This window comes from Heyndrickxia sp. NPDC080065, from assembly GCF_050281185.1.
GTDB lineage: Bacteria > Bacillota > Bacilli > Bacillales > Bacillaceae_C > Heyndrickxia.
Genome location: NZ_JBNNWS010000026.1, coordinates 1 through 20,211, shown reverse-complemented (window position 1 = coordinate 20,211; position 20,211 = coordinate 1). Strand labels below are relative to the sequence as shown.

The 20,211-nt window shown below is 36.3% G+C and carries 20 protein-coding genes; 3 read left to right on the top strand and 17 right to left on the bottom strand.

Annotated features, from left to right (window positions below):
• Position 1 precedes the first annotated feature (1 nt).
• Positions 2-1,222: an amidohydrolase gene (locus ACQKP0_RS23000; RefSeq protein ID WP_427408181.1), complete on the bottom strand. Its 1,221-nt coding sequence runs from the start codon at positions 1,220-1,222 to the stop codon at positions 2-4.
• A gap of 124 nt (positions 1,223-1,346) precedes the next feature.
• Between ACQKP0_RS23000 and ACQKP0_RS22995 the strand changes: the two genes are divergently transcribed.
• Positions 1,347-2,225: a LysR family transcriptional regulator gene (locus ACQKP0_RS22995; RefSeq protein WP_427408152.1), complete on the top strand. Its 879-nt coding sequence runs from the start codon at positions 1,347-1,349 to the stop codon at positions 2,223-2,225.
• A 177-nt stretch (positions 2,226-2,402) separates the two neighbouring features.
• On the opposite strand, the gene ACQKP0_RS22990 is transcribed toward ACQKP0_RS22995, so the two are convergent.
• Positions 2,403-3,593 (bottom strand): MFS transporter, encoded by a 1,191-nt coding sequence (locus ACQKP0_RS22990; RefSeq protein WP_427408151.1) that lies wholly within the window; start codon positions 3,591-3,593, stop codon positions 2,403-2,405.
• 299 nt (positions 3,594-3,892) lie between these two features.
• Here ACQKP0_RS22990 and ACQKP0_RS22985 point away from each other — a divergent pair, with 299 nt between their 5' ends.
• Positions 3,893-4,330, top strand: coding sequence for a MerR family transcriptional regulator (locus ACQKP0_RS22985; RefSeq protein ID WP_427408150.1), 438 nt, complete (start codon positions 3,893-3,895; stop codon positions 4,328-4,330).
• 84 nt (positions 4,331-4,414) lie between these two features.
• Here ACQKP0_RS22985 and ACQKP0_RS22980 read toward each other — a convergent pair whose 3' ends face one another.
• The 4 genes from ACQKP0_RS22980 to gdhA all read right to left on the bottom strand — a co-directional run bounded on the left by ACQKP0_RS22980 (position 4,415) and on the right by gdhA (position 8,602).
• Positions 4,415-4,567, bottom strand: a complete 153-nt coding sequence (locus ACQKP0_RS22980) for a FeoB-associated Cys-rich membrane protein (RefSeq protein WP_427408149.1) — start codon at positions 4,565-4,567, stop codon at positions 4,415-4,417.
• Between the two features lie 38 nt (positions 4,568-4,605).
• Entirely contained in the window at positions 4,606-6,603 is a 1,998-nt protein-coding gene (gene feoB, locus ACQKP0_RS22975) for a ferrous iron transport protein B (protein WP_427408148.1), read from the bottom strand.
• Entirely contained in the window at positions 6,588-6,830 is a 243-nt protein-coding gene (locus tag ACQKP0_RS22970; RefSeq protein WP_427408147.1) for a FeoA family protein, read from the bottom strand. Before ACQKP0_RS22970 ends, feoB begins: the two co-directional genes overlap by 16 nt.
• Before the next feature lie 386 nt (positions 6,831-7,216).
• Entirely contained in the window at positions 7,217-8,602 is a 1,386-nt protein-coding gene (gdhA, locus tag ACQKP0_RS22965; protein ID WP_427408146.1) for an NADP-specific glutamate dehydrogenase, read from the bottom strand.
• 258 nt (positions 8,603-8,860) lie between these two features.
• Here gdhA and ACQKP0_RS22960 point away from each other — a divergent pair, with 258 nt between their 5' ends.
• A complete protein-coding gene (locus ACQKP0_RS22960; protein ID WP_427408145.1) occupies positions 8,861-10,252 on the top strand; it encodes a protoporphyrinogen oxidase in 1,392 nt (463 codons plus the stop codon).
• A 181-nt stretch (positions 10,253-10,433) separates the two neighbouring features.
• Here ACQKP0_RS22960 and ACQKP0_RS22955 read toward each other — a convergent pair whose 3' ends face one another.
• Genes ACQKP0_RS22955 through ACQKP0_RS22905 form a run of 11 tightly spaced genes read right to left on the bottom strand, consistent with a single transcriptional unit; the run spans position 10,434 to position 20,058 of the window.
• Positions 10,434-11,150: an ATP-binding protein gene (locus ACQKP0_RS22955; protein ID WP_427408144.1), complete on the bottom strand. Its 717-nt coding sequence runs from the start codon at positions 11,148-11,150 to the stop codon at positions 10,434-10,436.
• Positions 11,119-11,637 carry an ECF transporter S component gene (locus tag ACQKP0_RS22950; RefSeq protein ID WP_427408143.1) on the bottom strand — a complete coding sequence of 173 codons (519 nt, stop codon included), beginning with the start codon at positions 11,635-11,637 and terminating at the stop codon, positions 11,119-11,121. The genes ACQKP0_RS22955 and ACQKP0_RS22950 overlap by 32 nt, the downstream gene beginning before the upstream one ends.
• Positions 11,638-11,656: 19 nt before the next feature.
• Complete coding sequence (locus tag ACQKP0_RS22945; protein ID WP_427408142.1) at positions 11,657-12,100, bottom strand: bifunctional adenosylcobinamide kinase/adenosylcobinamide-phosphate guanylyltransferase; 444 nt, start codon at positions 12,098-12,100, stop codon at positions 11,657-11,659.
• Positions 12,052-12,678 carry a histidine phosphatase family protein gene (locus ACQKP0_RS22940; protein ID WP_427408141.1) on the bottom strand — a complete coding sequence of 209 codons (627 nt, stop codon included), beginning with the start codon at positions 12,676-12,678 and terminating at the stop codon, positions 12,052-12,054. Before ACQKP0_RS22940 ends, ACQKP0_RS22945 begins: the two co-directional genes overlap by 49 nt.
• Complete coding sequence (gene cobS, locus ACQKP0_RS22935; RefSeq protein WP_427408140.1) at positions 12,636-13,439, bottom strand: adenosylcobinamide-GDP ribazoletransferase; 804 nt, start codon at positions 13,437-13,439, stop codon at positions 12,636-12,638. The genes ACQKP0_RS22940 and cobS overlap by 43 nt, the downstream gene beginning before the upstream one ends.
• Positions 13,440-13,441: 2 nt before the next feature.
• A complete protein-coding gene (locus tag ACQKP0_RS22930; protein ID WP_427408139.1) occupies positions 13,442-14,947 on the bottom strand; it encodes a cobyric acid synthase in 1,506 nt (501 codons plus the stop codon).
• Complete coding sequence (locus ACQKP0_RS22925) at positions 14,948-15,520, bottom strand: bifunctional adenosylcobinamide kinase/adenosylcobinamide-phosphate guanylyltransferase (RefSeq protein ID WP_427408138.1); 573 nt, start codon at positions 15,518-15,520, stop codon at positions 14,948-14,950.
• Positions 15,502-16,578 carry a threonine-phosphate decarboxylase CobD gene (gene cobD / locus ACQKP0_RS22920; protein WP_427408137.1) on the bottom strand — a complete coding sequence of 359 codons (1,077 nt, stop codon included), beginning with the start codon at positions 16,576-16,578 and terminating at the stop codon, positions 15,502-15,504. Before cobD ends, ACQKP0_RS22925 begins: the two co-directional genes overlap by 19 nt.
• On the bottom strand, positions 16,553-17,518 hold the full coding sequence (gene cbiB, locus ACQKP0_RS22915; protein ID WP_427408136.1) for an adenosylcobinamide-phosphate synthase CbiB: 966 nt from the start codon (positions 17,516-17,518) through the stop codon (positions 16,553-16,555). The genes cobD and cbiB overlap by 26 nt, the downstream gene beginning before the upstream one ends.
• Positions 17,515-18,981 carry an adenosylcobinamide amidohydrolase gene (locus ACQKP0_RS22910; protein WP_427408135.1) on the bottom strand — a complete coding sequence of 489 codons (1,467 nt, stop codon included), beginning with the start codon at positions 18,979-18,981 and terminating at the stop codon, positions 17,515-17,517. The genes cbiB and ACQKP0_RS22910 overlap by 4 nt, the downstream gene beginning before the upstream one ends.
• Before the next feature lie 3 nt (positions 18,982-18,984).
• Positions 18,985-20,058: a FecCD family ABC transporter permease gene (locus ACQKP0_RS22905; protein WP_427408134.1), complete on the bottom strand. Its 1,074-nt coding sequence runs from the start codon at positions 20,056-20,058 to the stop codon at positions 18,985-18,987.
• Positions 20,059-20,211 lie beyond the last annotated feature (153 nt).

Sequence of the window (20,211 nt, the reverse complement as noted above, 5' to 3'; positions counted from 1 at the left end):
ATTAAAGTGATCCAAAAACGACATTTCCTTTAAATATAACAGCCTTTCTTTCTGCTCTTCTTGCAATAGCTTCAGCGGAGCAGCTTGCATCAACAAGAACAAGATCGGCATCGTCACCAATATTCGGCCAAACACGTTCACCATTTTTATTTAATGGAGTTATGCCTCCTGTAATAAATCCTAAGGTTTGTCCCAATGAACGTTCATCACTTAAACTAAAACGTTCCGCTAACGTCCCTGCTTTTTCCAAACTATCTCCTTTTCCAAATGGAGACCAATGATCTGTAATACTATCATCACCTAGGGATACTTCTACTCCTTTTTCATGCAAGAGTGGAAGCGGTATCGTCCTGCCAATAGGCACAGATGATGTAATCGAAATCCCTTGATGAGCAAGTAACTCTGCGACTTCACTCGCCTCTTTAGGTGAGATATCAGCAAATGCCAACGCATGGCTTATCGTCACTCTTCCTTGCCATCCAGCTTCCTCCGTTAAAGAGGCCAAACGCTTAAACGTAAAAATACCAAGATGACCTGGGTCATGTATATGAAGGTCTATATTTGCATCTGCTTCTACAGCCAGTTCCATCACCGTTTGCAATGATTTCTCAATATTTTCGTCTATTGATGCAGGGTCGACACCACCTACTAATGAAGCTCCACTGCGCAATGCCTCTCTAACAAGCGAAACAGAATGACTACGCAATAAACCGTGTTGTGGGAAAGCGACAATTTCGACACAAGCTTTTTCTTTATAAGCTTCTATAGCTCGTAAAATTGCTTCTAGGTTTTTCAACCCGATTACAGGGTCAACATTACAATGCGTACGAATGTGGGTCGAACCTGAAGATAAGAGCAAGTCTAGTAATTTTTTCGCTCTTTCTTCGGCAACTGGCAGTAAGCGTGGAAGTAATTCCTCCTCTTCTTCTAACCTTGTTATTAGCCCTTTAGTTGGAATTGTTGGCGCTTTCCAAGGACCTCCATAATATGTTTTATCAATATGAATGTGCATATCTCTAAATGATGGAAGCATCAGATAATTATTCGTATCCCGTATAGGTAAACTGGTTTCTAAAGGTTTATCTGCTACAACCATTTCATTTATTTTTCCATCTTCAATCTTTACATGAAAATGTTCTGTTTTTGTTCCTGTAACTTTACCATTTTCATAATAATACCCTGTTTCTAAACTGACATTCGTTAGCCAGTATGCTGTATCTATCACTTCTTCCACATCTCCTTTTCCCGTCTATACAAATATGCTAACATAGGGATTACTATATGAAAAATATAAAAAAAATAAGTTTTACTTAAGTTTTTCATATAATAAAAGGAGAGTTTTAACGATGGACATTAGACAGCTACGATATTTTATTGCGATTGTAGAGGAAAGAAAAATTTCCGCTGCTGCTGAAAGACTACATATCTCCCAACCTCCGTTAAGCCAACATTTAAAAACAATGGAAGAAGAATTAGGCTCAAAATTAGTAGAGAGAAGTGGAAAATATTTCGAAGTAACAGAAGCAGGAAAAGCTTTATATAAATATGCCTTACGTATGACACAGTTAATGGAAGAGGCCAAAATGGAAGTCAAGGAAGTTGGAAATGGGGTTAACGGAAGACTGACGATAGGCATCAATACGTTTTCGGTTGTTGAATTACCCGAATTACTTCATAAATTTCAAAAACAATACCCTAAGGTTACTTATAAAATTCAACAAAATGAATCCTCACATCTTTGTAAATTAGTGAGAGATCGGGTAGTAGAACTTGCGATTATCCGCTTGCCACTCGAATTGGATAATCTTTCAGTCCTTCATCTACATACAGAACCATTTTACTTTATTACATCAAAAAAACAGAAACTGTCCGACAATGAAGTCACACTTGCTGAAATTCATAACTATCCACTCATTTTACCTAGTACGGAAGGATTGGGTGTGCATTATTTAATTAATGAAGCATTTTCTCGATACCAATTACATCCCAACATTGTTGGTGAGTGTTCTGACATTACTCTTTTGATGGATTTAATCTCATCTGATTTTGGTGCATCCATAGTTCCTGAAACTATACTTAAGCGTCATAAAGGATATCCTATACACACCTACAAAATTTCTAGCACCACTTTGTCTTCATCAGTGGGATTAATTTGGCTGAAAAACCATTACTTATCTAAGACCGCTCAAAACTTCGTCGATTTATTAAAACATGAAAGATTTTAGTGATTTTATAAAAAAAAATCACATAACTTCGACAAAAAAGACTTGTCCAGTAGTAGGACAAGTCTTCTATTTTAAAAATTTTCATTTTACAATAATGACTGGGAAATAGCGGGACTAACTATGCCTGATAAGCCATCTTTAATAAATCCCTGCTTTACTCAGTCATTATGTTTCTAATTAGTGTGTAGCTCTATCAACATGAGCAAGATGTTTCCGTCCAAAAGCAACGACCAGCATAGCTAAAAGAACGAATATTGCTCCAGAAATAAAAGGTATGTGTGGAGTAAAGCTTTCAGCAAGTTTATTTGCTAGCCATGGACCTATTGCCCCGCCAATGAAACGAACAAAGCTATACGCCGCAGATGCTGTAGCTCGCTCAACAGGGGCAACCTGCATAACTGCAGTCGTGATTAATGTATTATTGGTCCCTAAAAATAATCCAGCAATAATTACACAAATAATAACAACAGTACTTGAATCCGTCCAGATTCCCATAGCTAATAGTGTTAATGCAAAAAGAATCAGCATTGCACACATAGATTTAATGGTTCCAAATCTTGCTTGTATCTTTGGAGCAACAAAGACAGATGTAATCGCAAGACAAAGCCCCCATCCGAGGAACACATAGCCTAAGCCATGTTCATCCAATCCCATAACAAATGGTGCGTATGCCATTAATGTAAAAAATCCGATATTATAAAGAAAAGCTGTTAGACCAAGCCTGAATAGCCCTGGAAACTTCAGTGCTTTAATCGGATCTAATACAGAACTTTTCGTCTTAGGCTTTGCCACTTTAGGCATTTTAATTAATAGTGCCAAAAATGCTATAATCATCAGCACACTTACACCATAAAAAGGGCCACGCCATGAAATCGAACCTAATTCTCCCCCAAGCAATGGACCAACAGAAATCCCTAGTCCAATCGCCGCTTCATATAAAATAATCGCTTTCGCTGTACCACCTACTGATAAACCAACGATCGCAGATAATGCTGTAGCAATAAATAAGGAGTTACCAAGACCCCATCCGCCACGAAAACTAACTACACCCCAAATCCCATTGGATGAACCTGCTAAAGCTGAAAAAATAATAATAAAAATAATGCCTGTTAACAATGTCCATTTAACACCGATACGGCTGGACACTACGCCGGTTATCAACATCGCCACACCTGTAATCAGATTATAGCTTGAGAATAATAATGATACCTGACTTGGGGTTGCATGTAATTTTTCTGCAATCGCAGGTAAAATTGGATCAACAAGACCTAATCCCATAAAAGAAATAATCGTCGCAAAAAAGATTACCCAAATGACAAGTGGCTGCTTTTCCGGCTGACTATAAGTTTTTAGTGCTTCTTCAGTCATACATTCAAAACCCCTTTAGTATTGTTTTCAATCCAAAGTTTCCTCAGGTTAAAGGAAATAAAAAATGAAAAAAGCAATGGAATAATCACGTTCGTTTAACCATTACTTATTTTCATACATTCGGATTTCATTTAATTTACTTATAAAGTATATAACTATCTAACGTTGACGTCAACGTTATTTTTTGATGAATATAAGTTAAAATTAATTGAAACTGTTTCAAGTTTTACAGATATAAAAGAAGATGTTGTATAATAGATTTAGCTCCTTCTTCAAAAAACTTTATTAGGAGAGTAGTCATGGATGAACTTAAAATTGATGATGTAGCGAAACAGAGCGGACTAACTAAACGTACAATTCGCTATTATGAACAAATTGGAATTCTACCTTCCCCTCCACGTAGTGAGGGAGGCACTAGATTATATACACAGAATCACGTGGAATTCTTAAAAAAAATAACCAATGCAAAAGAGGTTATGGGATTTTCCCTACAAGAGCTGCATGAATTTATCAGACTCAGCGATATATTAGAGCTTCAAAAAATAGATTATCGTAAAGTTAAAGGAACGAGTCTACAAAAGGAGAAGCTTGAGAAAGTTTTTTACACCGTAGAGGAACAACTAAAACTAATTGATCAAAAAAAGAAAAAGATTTTGAAAGTTGAAGCAGATCTGGTTTTATTAAGGGATCGCGCGAAAAACGCCTTGATTAGATTTGAGAATGAAAATAAAGAATAGGAAAAGGGAAGTAAAGTACTCATGATGAATACTTTACTTCCCTTTTTTTATATCTTCAATTATTAGAACTTGAATAATAGTAAGTTACTTTTTTAATACTGTATTACAGCTTGATTGACAATTATTCTTTAAGGAACAATGTGCACAAGCACCCTGTTTGCTTTTTTTAAAAAATTTAAAGAGGGTAAAGGTGGCATATCCAAATATTAATGCACCAATAATTATACTTGCAGTCATGAAAAATCACTCCTCTTTAACTATTTTAGTAATAATTTTTACAATCCAAAAATTAACCTTCCACCTTGATAAATGATAAATGATAATACATATGCAATGACAAGTGAATAGACGATTCCAAATAAAGTCCATTTCCATGATCCTGCTTCATTTCGAATGGCTGCAACTGTCGCTACACATGGGATATATAGAAGTACGAAAACTAAATAGCTATAGGCAGCTAATGGCGTAAAGGAATCCGTCAATATTCCTTGCAACGAAGCATCATTTGGCGTATGGTAAATGATATTCATCGTAGATACGACTACCTCTTTCGCCAAAAATCCTGGTATTAATGCCGCACCTGCTTGCCACATATCAAAACCGAGAGGAGCTGTTAAAGTAGCTATTGCCTTTCCAATCATCGCCAAAAAGCTATCGTCCATGTCTACTCCCATTCCACCTGGACCTATATAGGATAATAACCATATGACAACAGAACCTCCAAAAATAAAGGTTCCAGCTTTCTTAACGAAGCCTTTTCCTTTATCCCATGTACTGCGCCACAATGTGCGAGCCTGTGGAATCCGATATGGCGGGAGCTCAATAACGAATACGGATGATTCGTTTTTCAGAAGTGTTTTAGAAAAAATTAATGCTAAAACTAGAGCAACAACCACGCCTAATACATATAATGAAAACACAATAAGTGCTTGATACTTTTCAAAAAATGCGCCAACAAATAAAGCATAGATTGATAGACGTGCAGAACAAGACATAAGTGGCGTTAATAATATTGTTAACAATCGTTCCTTTGGTTGTTCAATCGTTCTTGCCGCCATGACTCCAGGGACATTACAGCCAAAGCCAATAATCATAGGAATAAAGGCTTTTCCGTTTAATCCAACTCTTTCCATCATTCTATCCATCACTAGTGCAGCTCTAGCCATATAACCAGAGTCTTCTAAAAAGGAAATAAATAAGAATAAAATAAATATTTGCGGTACAAATACTAAAACACCGCCAACACCTGCAACAATCCCATCCAATACGAGATCTTGAATAAAGGAGCTAGCATGGACGGCCTGCAATCCTGTTTGGATCCAATCGCTTAACGGACCTGAAAAAAATGCATCTAATCCATCTGATAAAGGCGTTCCTAACCAATCGAAGGTGATCTCAAACATAAGAAACATAAATGCTAAAAATATAGGAATACCTAACCAACGATTCGTAACGATTTTATCAATTTTTTCTGTCCAATTTTGTTTTGGTTGATGATTTTTACGAATACTTTCTTCAATAACTTGATCAATCCATTGTTTTCTTGAATCAAAGATTAACCTTGTAATCGTGGAGTAGGATGTTGTTTCTTTTACTTCCTGCTCAATTTCACTTATTATATTTGTCAACTTTTCATTTTTGAAATAAGCATGGGCATCTGGATTACCTTCCAAAAGCTGAAGGGCCAGCCATCGAGAAGGAAGATCAATATTTTCTTCCTCTAACAATCGAATAATTTTCATGATTCCTTTTTCAACCGCTTTTCCATAATAAACATATGGAATCTTGGATGAAGAGTTATCTACAGTTTTCAATAGCCCAGTAAGATCATTACACCCTTTTCCATTACGTGCAGTGATTGGAACAACAGGTGTTCCAAGCTTTTTGGCGAGTACTTGTTCATCAATTTCAAAACCTCTTCGCTTAGCTACGTCCACCATATTTAATCCAATAATTACGGGTTTGCCAAACTCGAGAATTTGAATCGTTAGCTGCAAATTTCTTTCTAATTGTGAAGCATCAACAATATTAATGATATTTGTGAAAGTTTCATTTAAGAAAAATTGAGTCACTACCGATTCATCTTTAGATAATGGAAATAGAGAATATATCCCAGGTAAATCAATGAGATCACCGTGTACCCCTTTTAATTTCCCTACCTTTTTTTCGACGGTTACACCGCTCCAATTTCCTACATATTCATATGAACCTGTTAAATGATTGAATAATGATGTTTTCCCTGTATTGGGATTACCTACTAAAGCTGTTTGCATTGTTCATCTTCTACCTTTATCTGTGCGGCATCACAACGACGAATACCAACTAATTGCCCCTGGCATTCTAGCATACAAGGTCCACCAAATGGCATACGATGCTTTAATTTAACCGGACAACCTTCAAAAACCCCGATATGAAGTAATCGATGCTTGACTGTTTCATCTAAATTCGAAACGTCTACGATATAACCAGTCTCTCCGTCTATTAACTCTAATAACGTCATGATGCAAACCCCACTCTATTTTTATTATCACTAGTTAAAACTGATTTCTTAGGATTGTTTCTTCTTACACGGAAACCAATCCAATTACTATTCGATTTAACGGCAGCTTTACTGAAAACAATGCTTTTTCAATAAATAAGATTTTCGATATAAAGCACCTAAATTTAGAAAAGAGCCTTAATTGATAATGATAAACTTTCTCATTTACAGTTTTCATTTTATCACGTTATTTTTTAGAAGTCTCGATATTTTTCAATTCTTTATTTATTTTTTTCTTGTTAATTAATGGATACTTATATTTTACTAATATCATTATTTTTTGCCCTATACGGAAAAAAGAGGATTCACCATTTTAGAGTGATCCTCTCCCTGTTATTTAAACTAATTTAGATAATCCCATGTGCAAGCATGGCTTCTGCTACGGTTAAAAATCCTGCAATGTTCGCTCCGACGACCAGATTATTTGGATGACCAAATTCTTCTGAACATTTAACGCTTTTTTGATATATGTTTTTCATTATTTCCTTTAACTTCTCATCCACCTCTTCAAATGTCCACGAAAGTCTCATGCTGTTTTGTGACATTTCAAGAGCTGAAACAGCTACCCCTCCAGCATTAACCGCTTTTCCAGGTCCAAAAAGAACTTTTTGCTGAAGAAATAACTCTATTGCTTCCAATGTGGATGGCATGTTGGCACCTTCCCCAATTGCTTTTACTCCATTTTCGATTAGTAACTTAGCTGAATTGATATCTATTTCATTTTGTGTCGCACAAGGTAACGCAATATCACAAGGGATGGCCCAAATATTTGAGCAGCCCTCAACATATTTTGCATGAGGATGGACATTAATATATTCTTTTATTCTTTTTCTCTCTACTTCTTTTAGTCTCTTAACAGTTGAAAGATTGATTCCAAGTGGATCATATATATACCCATTTGAATCACTGCATGCAACAACAGTTGCACCTAATTGTGCAGCTTTTTCAATGGCATATATAGAAACATTTCCTGAACCTGAAACAACTACAGTACTGCCTTTAAAAGTCAAACCACTATTGTTAAGCATTTCCTCAACAAAATAAACCGTTCCATACCCAGTAGCTTCTTTCCTTGTTAAACTTCCCCCGTATGCAAGACCTTTTCCAGTAATAACTCCCGCTTGATAACCACCGCGAATTCGCTTATATTGTCCAAATAAATATCCTATTTCTCTTGCACTAACGCCTATATCACCTGCTGGAACATCTACGTCTGGACCAATATAATTACAAAGTTCCGTCATAAAGCTCTGGCAAAACCTCATTATTTCCCCATCAGATTTACCTTTTGGGTCAAAATCTGAGCCTCCTTTTCCACCACCTATCGGCAAACCAGTAAGAGCATTTTTAAAAATCTGTTCAAATCCAAGAAATTTGATAATACTAGCATTAACCGTTGGGTGAAATCTCAAGCCACCCTTGTAAGGACCAATACTACTATTAAACTGGACGCGAAATCCACGATTCACTCTTACTTTTCCATTATCATCCACCCAAGGAACACGAAAAATGATTAGTCTTTCCGGTTCTGTGATTCTTTCTAGAATTCCATTTTCCATATATTTTGGATGCTTCATAAAAACGGGTAAAAGAGAATCCAAAATCTCTTTTACCGCTTGTAGAAATTCATTTTCATTGGGATTTCGTTGTTTGATTGTTTCATATATATCATTCACATATTTTTCAGCAGCATGCTGCTGTATATGTATAATTTCACTCTCACTAGTTTTCATCTCCCTGACCCCTTTTATCATCATTTATAAATTTTATTTAATTTTCCTTCATTTCCAAATAATAAACCAATATAAAAAATAGATAAAAACGATACCGAAATGAGAACAATTGATATTATTATTATTTTTGGCCATTATTAAGATGACCAAAGTTTCACATTGTGTACAAATTCACAATTAAATTTTTTCTTATGATTAGACTATAATTTAAATATATATGTAAAAAAATCATTCAATATATTGAGGAGTGACCTCTTTATGAAAACGGTTGTTGTTATTGGAGGAGGTATTACTGGACTTTCTACTATGTACTACCTCCAAAAAAAATTAAAAACTTCTAAAGAAGCAGTTAGATTAATTTTAATTGAAGAAAATGATGTACTTGGAGGAAAAATTCATTCAGTCCGTAATGATGAGTTTATTATGGAGACAGGTGCAGATTCAATTGTTGCTCGTAAACAAGGTGTTTCAGCTTTATTGGATGAGTTAAATTTGCATCATGAAGTAGTGAACAATGCAACTGGAAAATCTTACATTTACCAAAATCATCAATTAAAGCCCATTCCAGACGATACAGTTTTTGGCATCCCAATGAGTAAGGAAGCCTTATTTAGTAGTGAATTAATTTCTGAGGACGGAAAAAAAGAAGCATTAAAGGATTTTACTACTAAAAATACGGATTTTACAAAGGATAGTTCCATCGGATTATTCCTTGAAAGCTTCCTAGGTAAGGAAATAGTCGAAAACCAAATTGCACCTGTACTTTCTGGTGTGTATTCCGGTAAATTAAATGAACTTACCTTAGCAACTACCCTTCCTTATTTATTAGATTATAAAAATCAATACGGCAGTATTATAAAAGGGTTAGAAGAAAATAAGGAAAAATTCCAGTCGAAGGATAATAAAAAATTCGTCTCATTTAAGCATGGTTTATCAACTTTGATTAATCGTTTGGAAAATGAGCTAAAAGATATTGAAATATTTAAAGGTAGCAAAGTAACCAAAATTGATCACAATGATAATCGATATAAAATTACACTCGAAAACCATCAGGATATAAACGCTGACTATATAGTTTTGAGTACTCCACATCAAGTGACACAAAGTCTTTTGCAAGACGAGAACTTGGACCCATATTTCAATCAACTTATCAACTCATCGATTATAAGTGTCTATATTGGTTTTGACATACCTGATGAGAAACTCCCTGCTGATGGGACAGGCTTTATTGTTCCAGAAAACAGTGATTTAGTATGTAATGCATGTACATGGACAAGTAGAAAGTGGACACACACCTCGAAAAATCGACACTTATTATTTAGACTTTTTTATAAAAATACAGATCCTGAAAAGTTTAATCATCTTAACAGCTTAAATGAAAAGGATTTAATTCAAGTCGCATTAAAGGATCTTGAAAAGAGTCTAGGAATTAGCGGGGAACCCGTTTGTACTGAAATAACAAAATGGGCTGATAATATGCCGAAATACCATTTAAAGCACCGGGAAACCATTGAATCATTAACTAAAAAAATGAACGATTCATACCCTAATATCACCCTTGCAGGCTGCTCATACTACGGCGTAGGCATTGCCGACTGCATCACAAACGGTAAAAACACCGCAGAAACTATTTTCGAAAAAATAAAATAAGGTGTCAGGCACCATTCGTGGACAAACAGGATATTTTTCCACCCCACATGGACACTATCTGATATATTCACAAAATTTGTTACAGGTGTCCACCTCGGATGGAAAAAAACATCAAATGTCCACGGAGGGTGTCAGGCACCATTTATGCATTTTTTGCATAAACAGAGCCGTTAAAGTCATTTTAACGGCTCTTTATACATAATCGATGAAAGTATGATCCAGATTTTTTGACAATGATGTCCTCGATGTTTTGATGATAGGCGATTAAAAAACAGGTAGCGGGACCTGAAGTTTTTATTAAATTCAAATCACTTTTTATATCCTTAGCTTCCAATTGAGGCTGTAATTTATTTAATTTATATAAAATTCCCTTCGAACCTATTGGAACAATATGTGTTATATTTTCTTGCTGGCACATCCATGCAAATAAAGAAAGGGGAGCCACAAGTTTACTTTGCTCAATTACTTCATTCCCTACTAAAGGACTCCCTATTATTGCAAAATGGGTTGAAGATCCTATAGGCTGCTCCTTCTCTTCTTTGTTAATCATTTTTCCCAAAACAGTTATACCTATAGCCGACTGCATTAATTGAAAATTACTTTCTGTACTTCCGATAACAGGTAAGGCCTTCATCCCAAGTTCAGCAACGCCTTTTTGTACTCCTGCTTTCATTTCTCCCCATGACTCTTCTGGACAAAAGTTATTAATAACTACACTAAATGGCTCTCCCCCTGCCGCCATGCACTCCATAACTGCCACTCGAAAAGAAAAATAAGCTACAATATCATATGGAACTTTTACTACATCATCGGTTCTCATTCCTATTGCACCGCTATTGTCTGTAGTAATAATGATATTTTCCGTTTCATTTAGAGGAATGATTAGAGCATCTCTCATCATTTATCCCTCTTTTCATTACCGGTGATAACCTCTGCTGAAAAACTTTTACGAACAAAAGGGCAACAATTACATTAAACGCCGATCCTATCATTAGTGAAGGAACAATCGCGATGAAAAATGACCAACTTACAAGCAAGATAAATGGCAACGGACTGATAATTGCATTCCCTATCCAAAAAACAATGGATGCAAGAATCTTTTTACCGGAATGATATAAAAATCCATAAACTAACACACAAATTGCCATTTCAAGTGCAATTAGAATATGGAATGGACCGAGGGGGAAGCCCGTTAACAACGCTGATATCAGATGACCGAGTCCTGCAACAACTCCTCCCATTCCGACACTAAATAGACTCGCTATGACCAAAGCAGGGAAGACGTCCAACCCAACACTACCAACAATAGCTGGAATTTTGATAGATGATCCAATCACTGTTAATGCAAACCCTAGTGCGAACCAAACGATTTTTCTACTAGACATATCATCATCACCTTAACAATTATTTTAACGTTCTCGAAATCCCATACCAGATGAAATCTACTTTTTCAGATCTGGAAACAATGTCTTGATAAACCCAGCCTGTAAGATCACGCCATAATCGATCTTTCTTTTCAATTGGAACGACCCCTTTTGAAATATCCGTTCCAATTACTATGAATTTCCTCTCATCAGAACTGTGCTCCCATGCTAAACCATCAGAAATCATTTTCTGTACCTGATCTCTAATATAGGAAATATCCAAGTTTGTTTCTAACATATTTTTCAAAAAGATTTCTAAACCTTCTAATATGTAAAAAGACACTTTTTTATTTTGGAATAATTGATCTACATTATCATTTTTATACGAAGAAACCCATGTAAAATCATTTCGTTCCTTCATTCCATAATGATTCCTTACCCACTTGGATTTTCCGTTAAAGTAACCTCCTGTAACGAAGTGCATCGAACCTCACCTCTCCCTTTTTTCTCTGTCCATTTTAGTTCAAAGGCAGTGCCATGGGGAATATTCCAATCCCAAAATCCTGCTTCTTTCGGTGCAAATTTACTTAATAAATAACGAATCACACCACCGTGAGAAATGATTAATGCTTTATTTAAATCTTTTTTTATAAGGTAATCTAACAGTTTTCTCCAACCATTATCAATTCTTTCAGTAAATTGGTTGAATCCCTCTCCACCTGGAGGGTGAACAGAAAAAAAATCCGTCAGCCATTCTTGATATCGTTCCTCTTCCTTTAATTCGTCAAATGTTTTCCCTTCCCACTCTCCAAAATTCATTTCACGAAAGGACGACCATTTTTCAAAAGGCTGATTTGGAAAAAGGATTTCAGACGTTTCAAAACAGCGCTTTAGATCACTGCAAACATATAGATCAAAGTTATTCATTAATGAACGACACATTCCTAATTGTTCTCGCCCTTTCAAACTTAAGGAAACATCACTCCACCCAATATAAGCATGTTTTTCATTTTCCTTCGTTAACCCGTGACGTAATAATGTAATAGCCAAACTATCATCCATAAAATCCACTCCGCTCCTTCAACTGATGCCCCGAGAACATCCCCTGTTATTCCACCGAACCATTTGATGATTTTCTGCTTAAAAAATAGTCCTAGCGTAATCGTGATCAACATCAATACGATCACGAACCATATAGCTTGAGGAAACAGATATGTCACCAACCCTAAGAAAAACAACAGGTATAGAGGATAGATGATTAATGCACCTTTATGAACCGATTTTTGAAAAAAATAGCCTAGTCCCTCTTTTCTTGCAGCTGGAACCATTAATAGAAGATAACCCATTAAACTTTTACTTAGAAATGGAATAATCAAAATGAGAATAAAACTAACAGACGTCAACATATTCACTATTTCATAGATAAATAAAAATCGACCGCTTAGCAATATAAAAAGGGATATTACACCAAACGCTCCTGTTCGTGGATCTTTCATAATTTCCAAGCGTTTTTCCCTATCTTGATACGAAAAAAACGCATCACTTGCATCCATCCACCCATCCAGATGTAATCCACCTGTTACAACAATAGTTAATAACCATATGATAAAAGCAATCGCAAGATGTGAAAAAGGAGTAAAGTTTAGCAGCAAATATAATGATCCTGCAAAAATTCCTCCTTGGAATAAACCTAAAATCGGAAATGTTTTAACAGCATAGGTGATATGCTTTTTATCCATCGGCAGTTCATAAGGAATCGGAATAATCGTAAAAAATTGAAAGTTGATGAGCAAGCCTTTGAAAATTTCTCTTATTTTTGTCATCCTCATCCCCGCGTTTTCACAATTTCTTTGACTTTCTCCCAGTCTAAATAGCATTTCACATGGTTTGCCAGCAAATCATATTTTTGCTCCTTTTGGCTTTGGAGATTTACGACAGATTGTTCAGGGAGATTTTTAGATTTGCGAACGGAATTTAACCAAACGTTACGCCACTCATCATTATGAAACAACGAATGTATATATGTTCCGATCATCTTTCCTGATGATTGATAATAGCCATCTTTTGAGCCATCATCAAGTATCACAAATGGATCATCATGAGTGGAGGTATGACCTAAATGAATTTCGTAGCCCTGAATATTAAGCTCATATGATAAACCTGCTTTTGGATGAATTTTTCCGTTCACTCGAATGGTTCGTTTGTTTTCATGAAAGGCTGTCTCCGCAGGAACGAAGCCAAACCCTTTTTCGGAAAAATTGATCGAACCAGTATCAGTTCCTGCTTCATCAATAATTGTCTCACACATCATTTGATATCCCCCGCAAATACCTACAAGATGCTTTTCCTTCTCTACATGCTTATGAATGAGATCATATAATCCACTTTTCTTTAAAAATTGAAGATCATGAATGGTACTTTTAGTTCCAGGAATAATAATGGCGTCAGGGCTTCCGAGTTGTTGCGCGTTCTCTATCCAGCGAATAGTAACATCATCCTCGTACATAAATGGTTCAAGATCTGTATAATTAGAAATATACGGAAGCTTGATCACAGCAATATCTACTGCTCCATCCTTCACAAGCGAAAAACGATCTTGAAGAGATAAGGAATCCTCCCCTTCAATCATATGCTTTTCTAAATATGGAAGCACGCCCAGTACAGGAATATTCGTTCTTTCCTCAATCCAAGTAACCCCATCCTTAAACAAATCAATATCGCCGCGAAACTTGTTTATGATAATTCCTTTCACCCTATTCCGCTCGGCTTTTGTTAGAAGTTCTAGCGTCCCAATTATACTTGCAAAAACACCACCTCGGTCAATATCTGCTACTAAAATTACAGGAACATCAGCAATTTCAGCTACTTTCATATTTACGAGCTCATAATCCTTCAAATTAATTTCGACCGGGCTGCCTGCCCCCTCCATTACGATGACGTCGAAATCTTGTGATAATTGTTGTAATGCCATATTAACGGAGTCGATTCCTTTTTCATAAAAAGATTGACGGTAGCTGATTCCTGATATGATCTTTTCTCTTTTACCAAAAAGAACAACCTCTGATTGCTGATTTGATGTCGGCTTCAATAAAATAGGATTCATCCACATAGTTGCTTCTGTCTTTGCCGCTTCGGCTTGTATACCTTGAGCACGTCCGATTTCTTTTCCATCAACGGTAATATAAGAATTATTGGACATATTTTGCGACTTAAACGGTACAACCTTGATTCCCTCATTAGCAAATAAGCGGCAAAAAGCTGTAACAACAAGACTTTTACCAACATCAGAAGAAGTACCTACTACCATTACCCCCTGAACCTTATGAGTCATTTATTGACCTCCTTTCATTAATAGAGGAATACCTGATTCAATTAAATAGGCAGCTGACGATTGATTGATTAAGCTTTGATGAAGACGCCCCAGTAATTTTGCATAAGTATAAACAACCATCCCTTTATGCAATTCCTCATTTAATACTTCATTAGATACGATAATGAGCACGCTGCATTGTTTTCGTATTGCGTCAACCCCACTAAGAATGGAATCATATACTTTTTGTTGAAAATCAACTTGTTCCCAGCTACTTTCATCTTGAAATAATTCATTATTTAATAATGTCGTTAAGCAATCAAGTAAAACAACATCACTTTGTTTAAATTCAGAACTGATTCCTTCTATATTAACGGAACACTCCCAATTTTCCCACTTCTGTTCACTGCTTTTTCTTGTTATTTTATGATGCTCTATTCTTGAAGCCATTTCAGGATCTGATGCCTGTCCACAAGCCAAATAATTCAATCGACCATTTATTTGTTTCGCATATTTCATTGCTAATTTTTCCGCAAAGCTGCTCTTTCCACTCCTTACACCGCCACTGATAAAAATCATTTCCGATTTTTCCATTCAACAAGAGCCTCCATTAGCCTGTTATTCTCTTCTGCTCGCTTAATAGCAAACCTCAGCCACCGCCCATCCAGTCCAGGAAAATTCATCGTATGTCTCGGGACAATCCCTTTTTTTAATAAAAAGTGAAATAATGGTGCAGCTTCTGAAAGAGAAGGATCCTTTAGTAAATAGAAGTTCACTTTAGAATCGGACATTTGAAAAGCATATTCTTTATAGAAAACTTCTAATCGACGGCGTTCCGCTTCAATATGCTGTTTCGTTTGCAGAATATAGGAATCTTGAAATATGCATTCAATTCCAGCTTTCATTGCTATCGCATTTACACTCCAGTGAGGCTTTAGCACAGAAAGCTCTTTAATAACCTTAGGATGGGCAGCCCCATAGCCAAGACGTAATCCAGCAATCGCAAACATTTTCGTTAAAGATCGTAAAACAATAAGATTCGGATACTCCAATAATAGAGAAATATAAGTACTGTTATTAGGAGAAAAATCATAAAATGCTTCATCAATAATGATGTAGCAATTCTTTCTTTTCCCCTCTTCCAAAAGCTCAATTACCGATTGTTTGTCATATATCACACCTGTTGGATTATTAGGAGTACAAAGAAAAATGGCATCGAACTGTTTCACTTTATACAGCAGGTCACTTATTTCAAGAGTCCAATCCTCTTCTTTCAATATGTGATGCTCCACAATACATTTTTGTGCAAGACATGCTTGTTCATATTCACTAAATGCAGGCTGAATAATTAACACTCTTTTTTCTTTGAGAAATTGAGCAACAAGCGTTATAATTTCTGCTCCGCCATTTCCTATTAATATACAATTCTCTGCAATGCCCTCTTTTGTTGAAAGTTCTTTTTTAAGCTGGCTTGCCAGCGGATCTGGATAATCCTCAATATATTGATACCATTCCATCCATTTTTCTTTTATTACAGAAGGAGCTCCGAAAGGATTCACATTTACACTGAAATCTAATAGATGGTCCGGTTGATTGATTTTGGCTGCACCATATACATACTTCGGGTTAGCGCCATGTGATGGCAATGTCAATCGCAATTCCTCCTATCCATATAAAAAGTAAAAAAAACAAGACAGACATATTCATAATATAAATCGTTTTCTTAATGTGAACGGCTTCTAATGTTTCAAACGGCTCTCCCATCTTTGCACGATTGGATGCAATTCCTTTATAATAATTCAAGCCGCCTAATTGCACGCCCAAAATAATGGCAACAGCTGCTTCACACCAGCCACTATTTGGACTTGGATGTTTTCTTGCATCTCTAAAAAGCAGTTTCCATGCCGATTTCCAATTCCTATAAGCAGGTTTTGTAATAAAAAGCATAAAGAATCCTGTTAACCTGCTGGGAATCCAATTGACGATATCATCTAAACGGGCTGAAGCCCAGCCAAATTGTTCATATTGTGGATTTCGATAGCCAACCATTGAATCGCAAGTATTAATCGCACGATAAACCATAGCTAGTGGTGCTCCGCCGATAATTGCCCAAAATAATGGAGCAGTGATCCCATCACTCGTATTTTCGGCGATCGTTTCGACTGTTCCTCTCACAATCTCTGATTCATCTAATTGTTCTGTATCTCTTCCAACTATGTACGATAATTTTTCTCTTGCTAAAGGAATATCTTTATTTACAAGCGGTTGATAAACATCCAAACCAGCATCCTTTAAACCTTTTTGTGCTATCGTTGTCGCGATAATTAATGCTTCACCAATCACCCCTGCGATAGGATGTAAATGATACAGCAAAATGATAATCGAAACAGTGATTACGCTTGTTAATACTAAAACCAAGCCAAGCATCATAACCCCTTTGAAACGACGATGGTTACCTTTATTCCATTTTTTATTTAAAAACGCAATAAAGGATCCTATCCATTTTACAGGATGTGGCCACTTTGGCGGATCCCCTATAAATAAATCAATAATCAGAGCGAATGTAATCGCTAAAAGGTGATAGATAATCATTTGACTGTCCTTCCGCGAGAATTTTCGATAGCTTCTTTTGTACAACGGTAAATAGCTGGTCCAATTGCTTTTCCAAGTGGAGCAACCGATCCCGCATATTGCAGCTTTACCCCCGTTTGAGTAGCAGCAATGAGTATACTATCAGTGGAAGTGCCGGTTGCATTCGTCTCTGTTAAAGGATCTACTATCTTCAAATCCTGTAACACCTTTACCTTGGCTTCTGTAGAGGTTGCAATTGCTTGTATAAAGGCTTCATCTGATAATTCGCCATTAATAAAGATCCATGTATTAATGGTACCGGGCAAAAATTCAGAGGAGTGAACATCTCCCCTTGATACATCCACCGCATTCCCAATCCCGGCAGTTACAACGGTAAACATAGAAAATTCGTCTTCATCTATGTATTCCCAAACGGCATCCTCCATCTTCACTGCCGTCATCATACCAACTGTATTATCCAGCTGAAATCCTTTTGAAGTTAGATATTCAGCCATTTCCTCATGATGATCCACACAATTATAATCTTTAGACACATGACGGTTAACAAAAGTATAAAACCAGCCAACACCAGGATTTATAACTGCAGAGGACATTGTTTTTAATGGAATAGGAGATTCAAGTACAATATAATCTTCTTTCCTTTTTAAACATGATTGATCAATCTTAACCTCCCCTTTCCCTGTTGTTTGTTCGGGGATTAATGCTAATTGGGGCTTAGGAATGGCTGGGTGGTAATGTTTCTTTACCATTGTCTTATATACCTGCTGTATATGTTCTTCTTTTATCACTTCGTTAGGGGTACCTACCATTTCCATCTTGCCGTTATTCAAAAGAAGTAAGCGATCACAATAAAGAGAGGTTAAATTTATATCATGGAAAACAGAAATGACTGTTAATTGATTCTTTTTTGTCATTTGTTTGATTAAATCAAGAAGTTCTTTTTGATAAAACAAATCTAAATGATTGGTTGGTTCATCTAACAGGAGTATTTTTGGCTGCTGAGCCAAAGCCTGTGCTAGAAATACCCTTTGTTGTTCACCACCGGAAAGCTCATGGAGAGACTGATTTCTAAAATCATACACCCCCGTTTGTATCATGACATCTTTTACAATTGTTTCGTCTTCCTTACTTAAAGATTGAAACCAACCATTTTGATGTGCATAACGGCCAAGCTGTACCGTTTCCTCAACCGTATACGAAAATGCTTCACCTGCTAACTGTGGTAAAACAGATATAACCTTAGCTAGTTCTTTCGTGGTATATGATGAAATATCTTTTTCCTTTATATAAATCGAACCAGCCATTACAGGTAAAATACCACTAATCATTTTTAATAAGGTGGTTTTCCCGCTGCCATTGGGTCCTAGTATTCCAAAGAATTCACCTTTATGAACTCGGAATGTGACATCCTTTAAAATGCTTTGTCCATTGTACCCACCCGTTATACCTTGTATCTCTAACATGTCTTAACCTCTTTTTCCTATTTTTCTTTTCATAAGAATCCATGCAAAGACGGGAGCTCCTATTAGTGCAGTAATGACGCCAATCGGGAGTTCTGATGGTTGAATTATTGTCCGTGATATTAAATCCGCAATGATTAAAAATCCAGCTCCAAAAAGGATTGAAAGCGGCAATAACTCTTTATGATTCGGCCCCCAAACGATTCGTATCAAATGGGGAATAACTAAACCTACGAAGCCAATGGCACCAGAAACAGAAACTGCAGCACCAGTTAGTATCGATCCGGCAATCAAAACAAGCAATTTTCGTTTCTCTACATTAACCCCAAGATGTTGAGCTCTCTCCTCACCAAGTGACATTGCATTTAACTCTTTAGTATTCATTAATAGCAACAAAGACCCGATAATAAAGAAAGGTACGATAATGAAAATATAACTCCAACCCCGCATGGAGACACTCCCGAGCAGCCAACCAATAATTTGCCTTAATTCATCCCCAGTTAAGGCAATAATTAATGAAATGAAAGAACTAAAAAAAGAGCTAAATATAATTCCCGTTAGAATAATGGTCTCTACTTTCATTGAGCGTTCTATTTTTCGAGCAAATAATAATACACAGAAAATCGTGATAAACGCGCCTAGAATACTCATTAAAGGCAAGGTTAACATTCCAATTACAGGTAAAGAAATATGAAAGAAGAGAGTGATAACCGCACCAACAGAAGCCCCAGACGAAACACCTAAAGTATATGGGTCTGCTAAAGGGTTTCTGAGTAAACCTTGAAAGGCTGCTCCGGCAATCGCAAGAGATGCACCTACCAATCCTGCTAAAATAACCCTAGGAAGACGGATATCCAGAACTATATTTGTATTCATTGGATCAACCGTCTCACTTAAAGGAAAATGAAAAATTGCTGAACCAATGATTTGTATAATCTCTTTAATTGGAACATAAACACTTCCAACCGCGATGCCTATAATGGCCGAAAAGAGTAGAAAGATCGCTCCCAGGAAATAGGAATAATATTTATGATTCCCTCTTAATGCTTGAATAGATAATAGCTTATGCAGTATTGACATCTCCTTTCTGAATGTGAGAGGTTAGATGTGGGATTAATAAAAATAAACGAATTTTAATAAGTAAGTATCCGCCGGTAGAACCGGCGGTTTTAATTTCGCCCTATAAGGGCACTTTACCAACAAAGCCCCTAAAGGGACCCCGAAATTGACCGC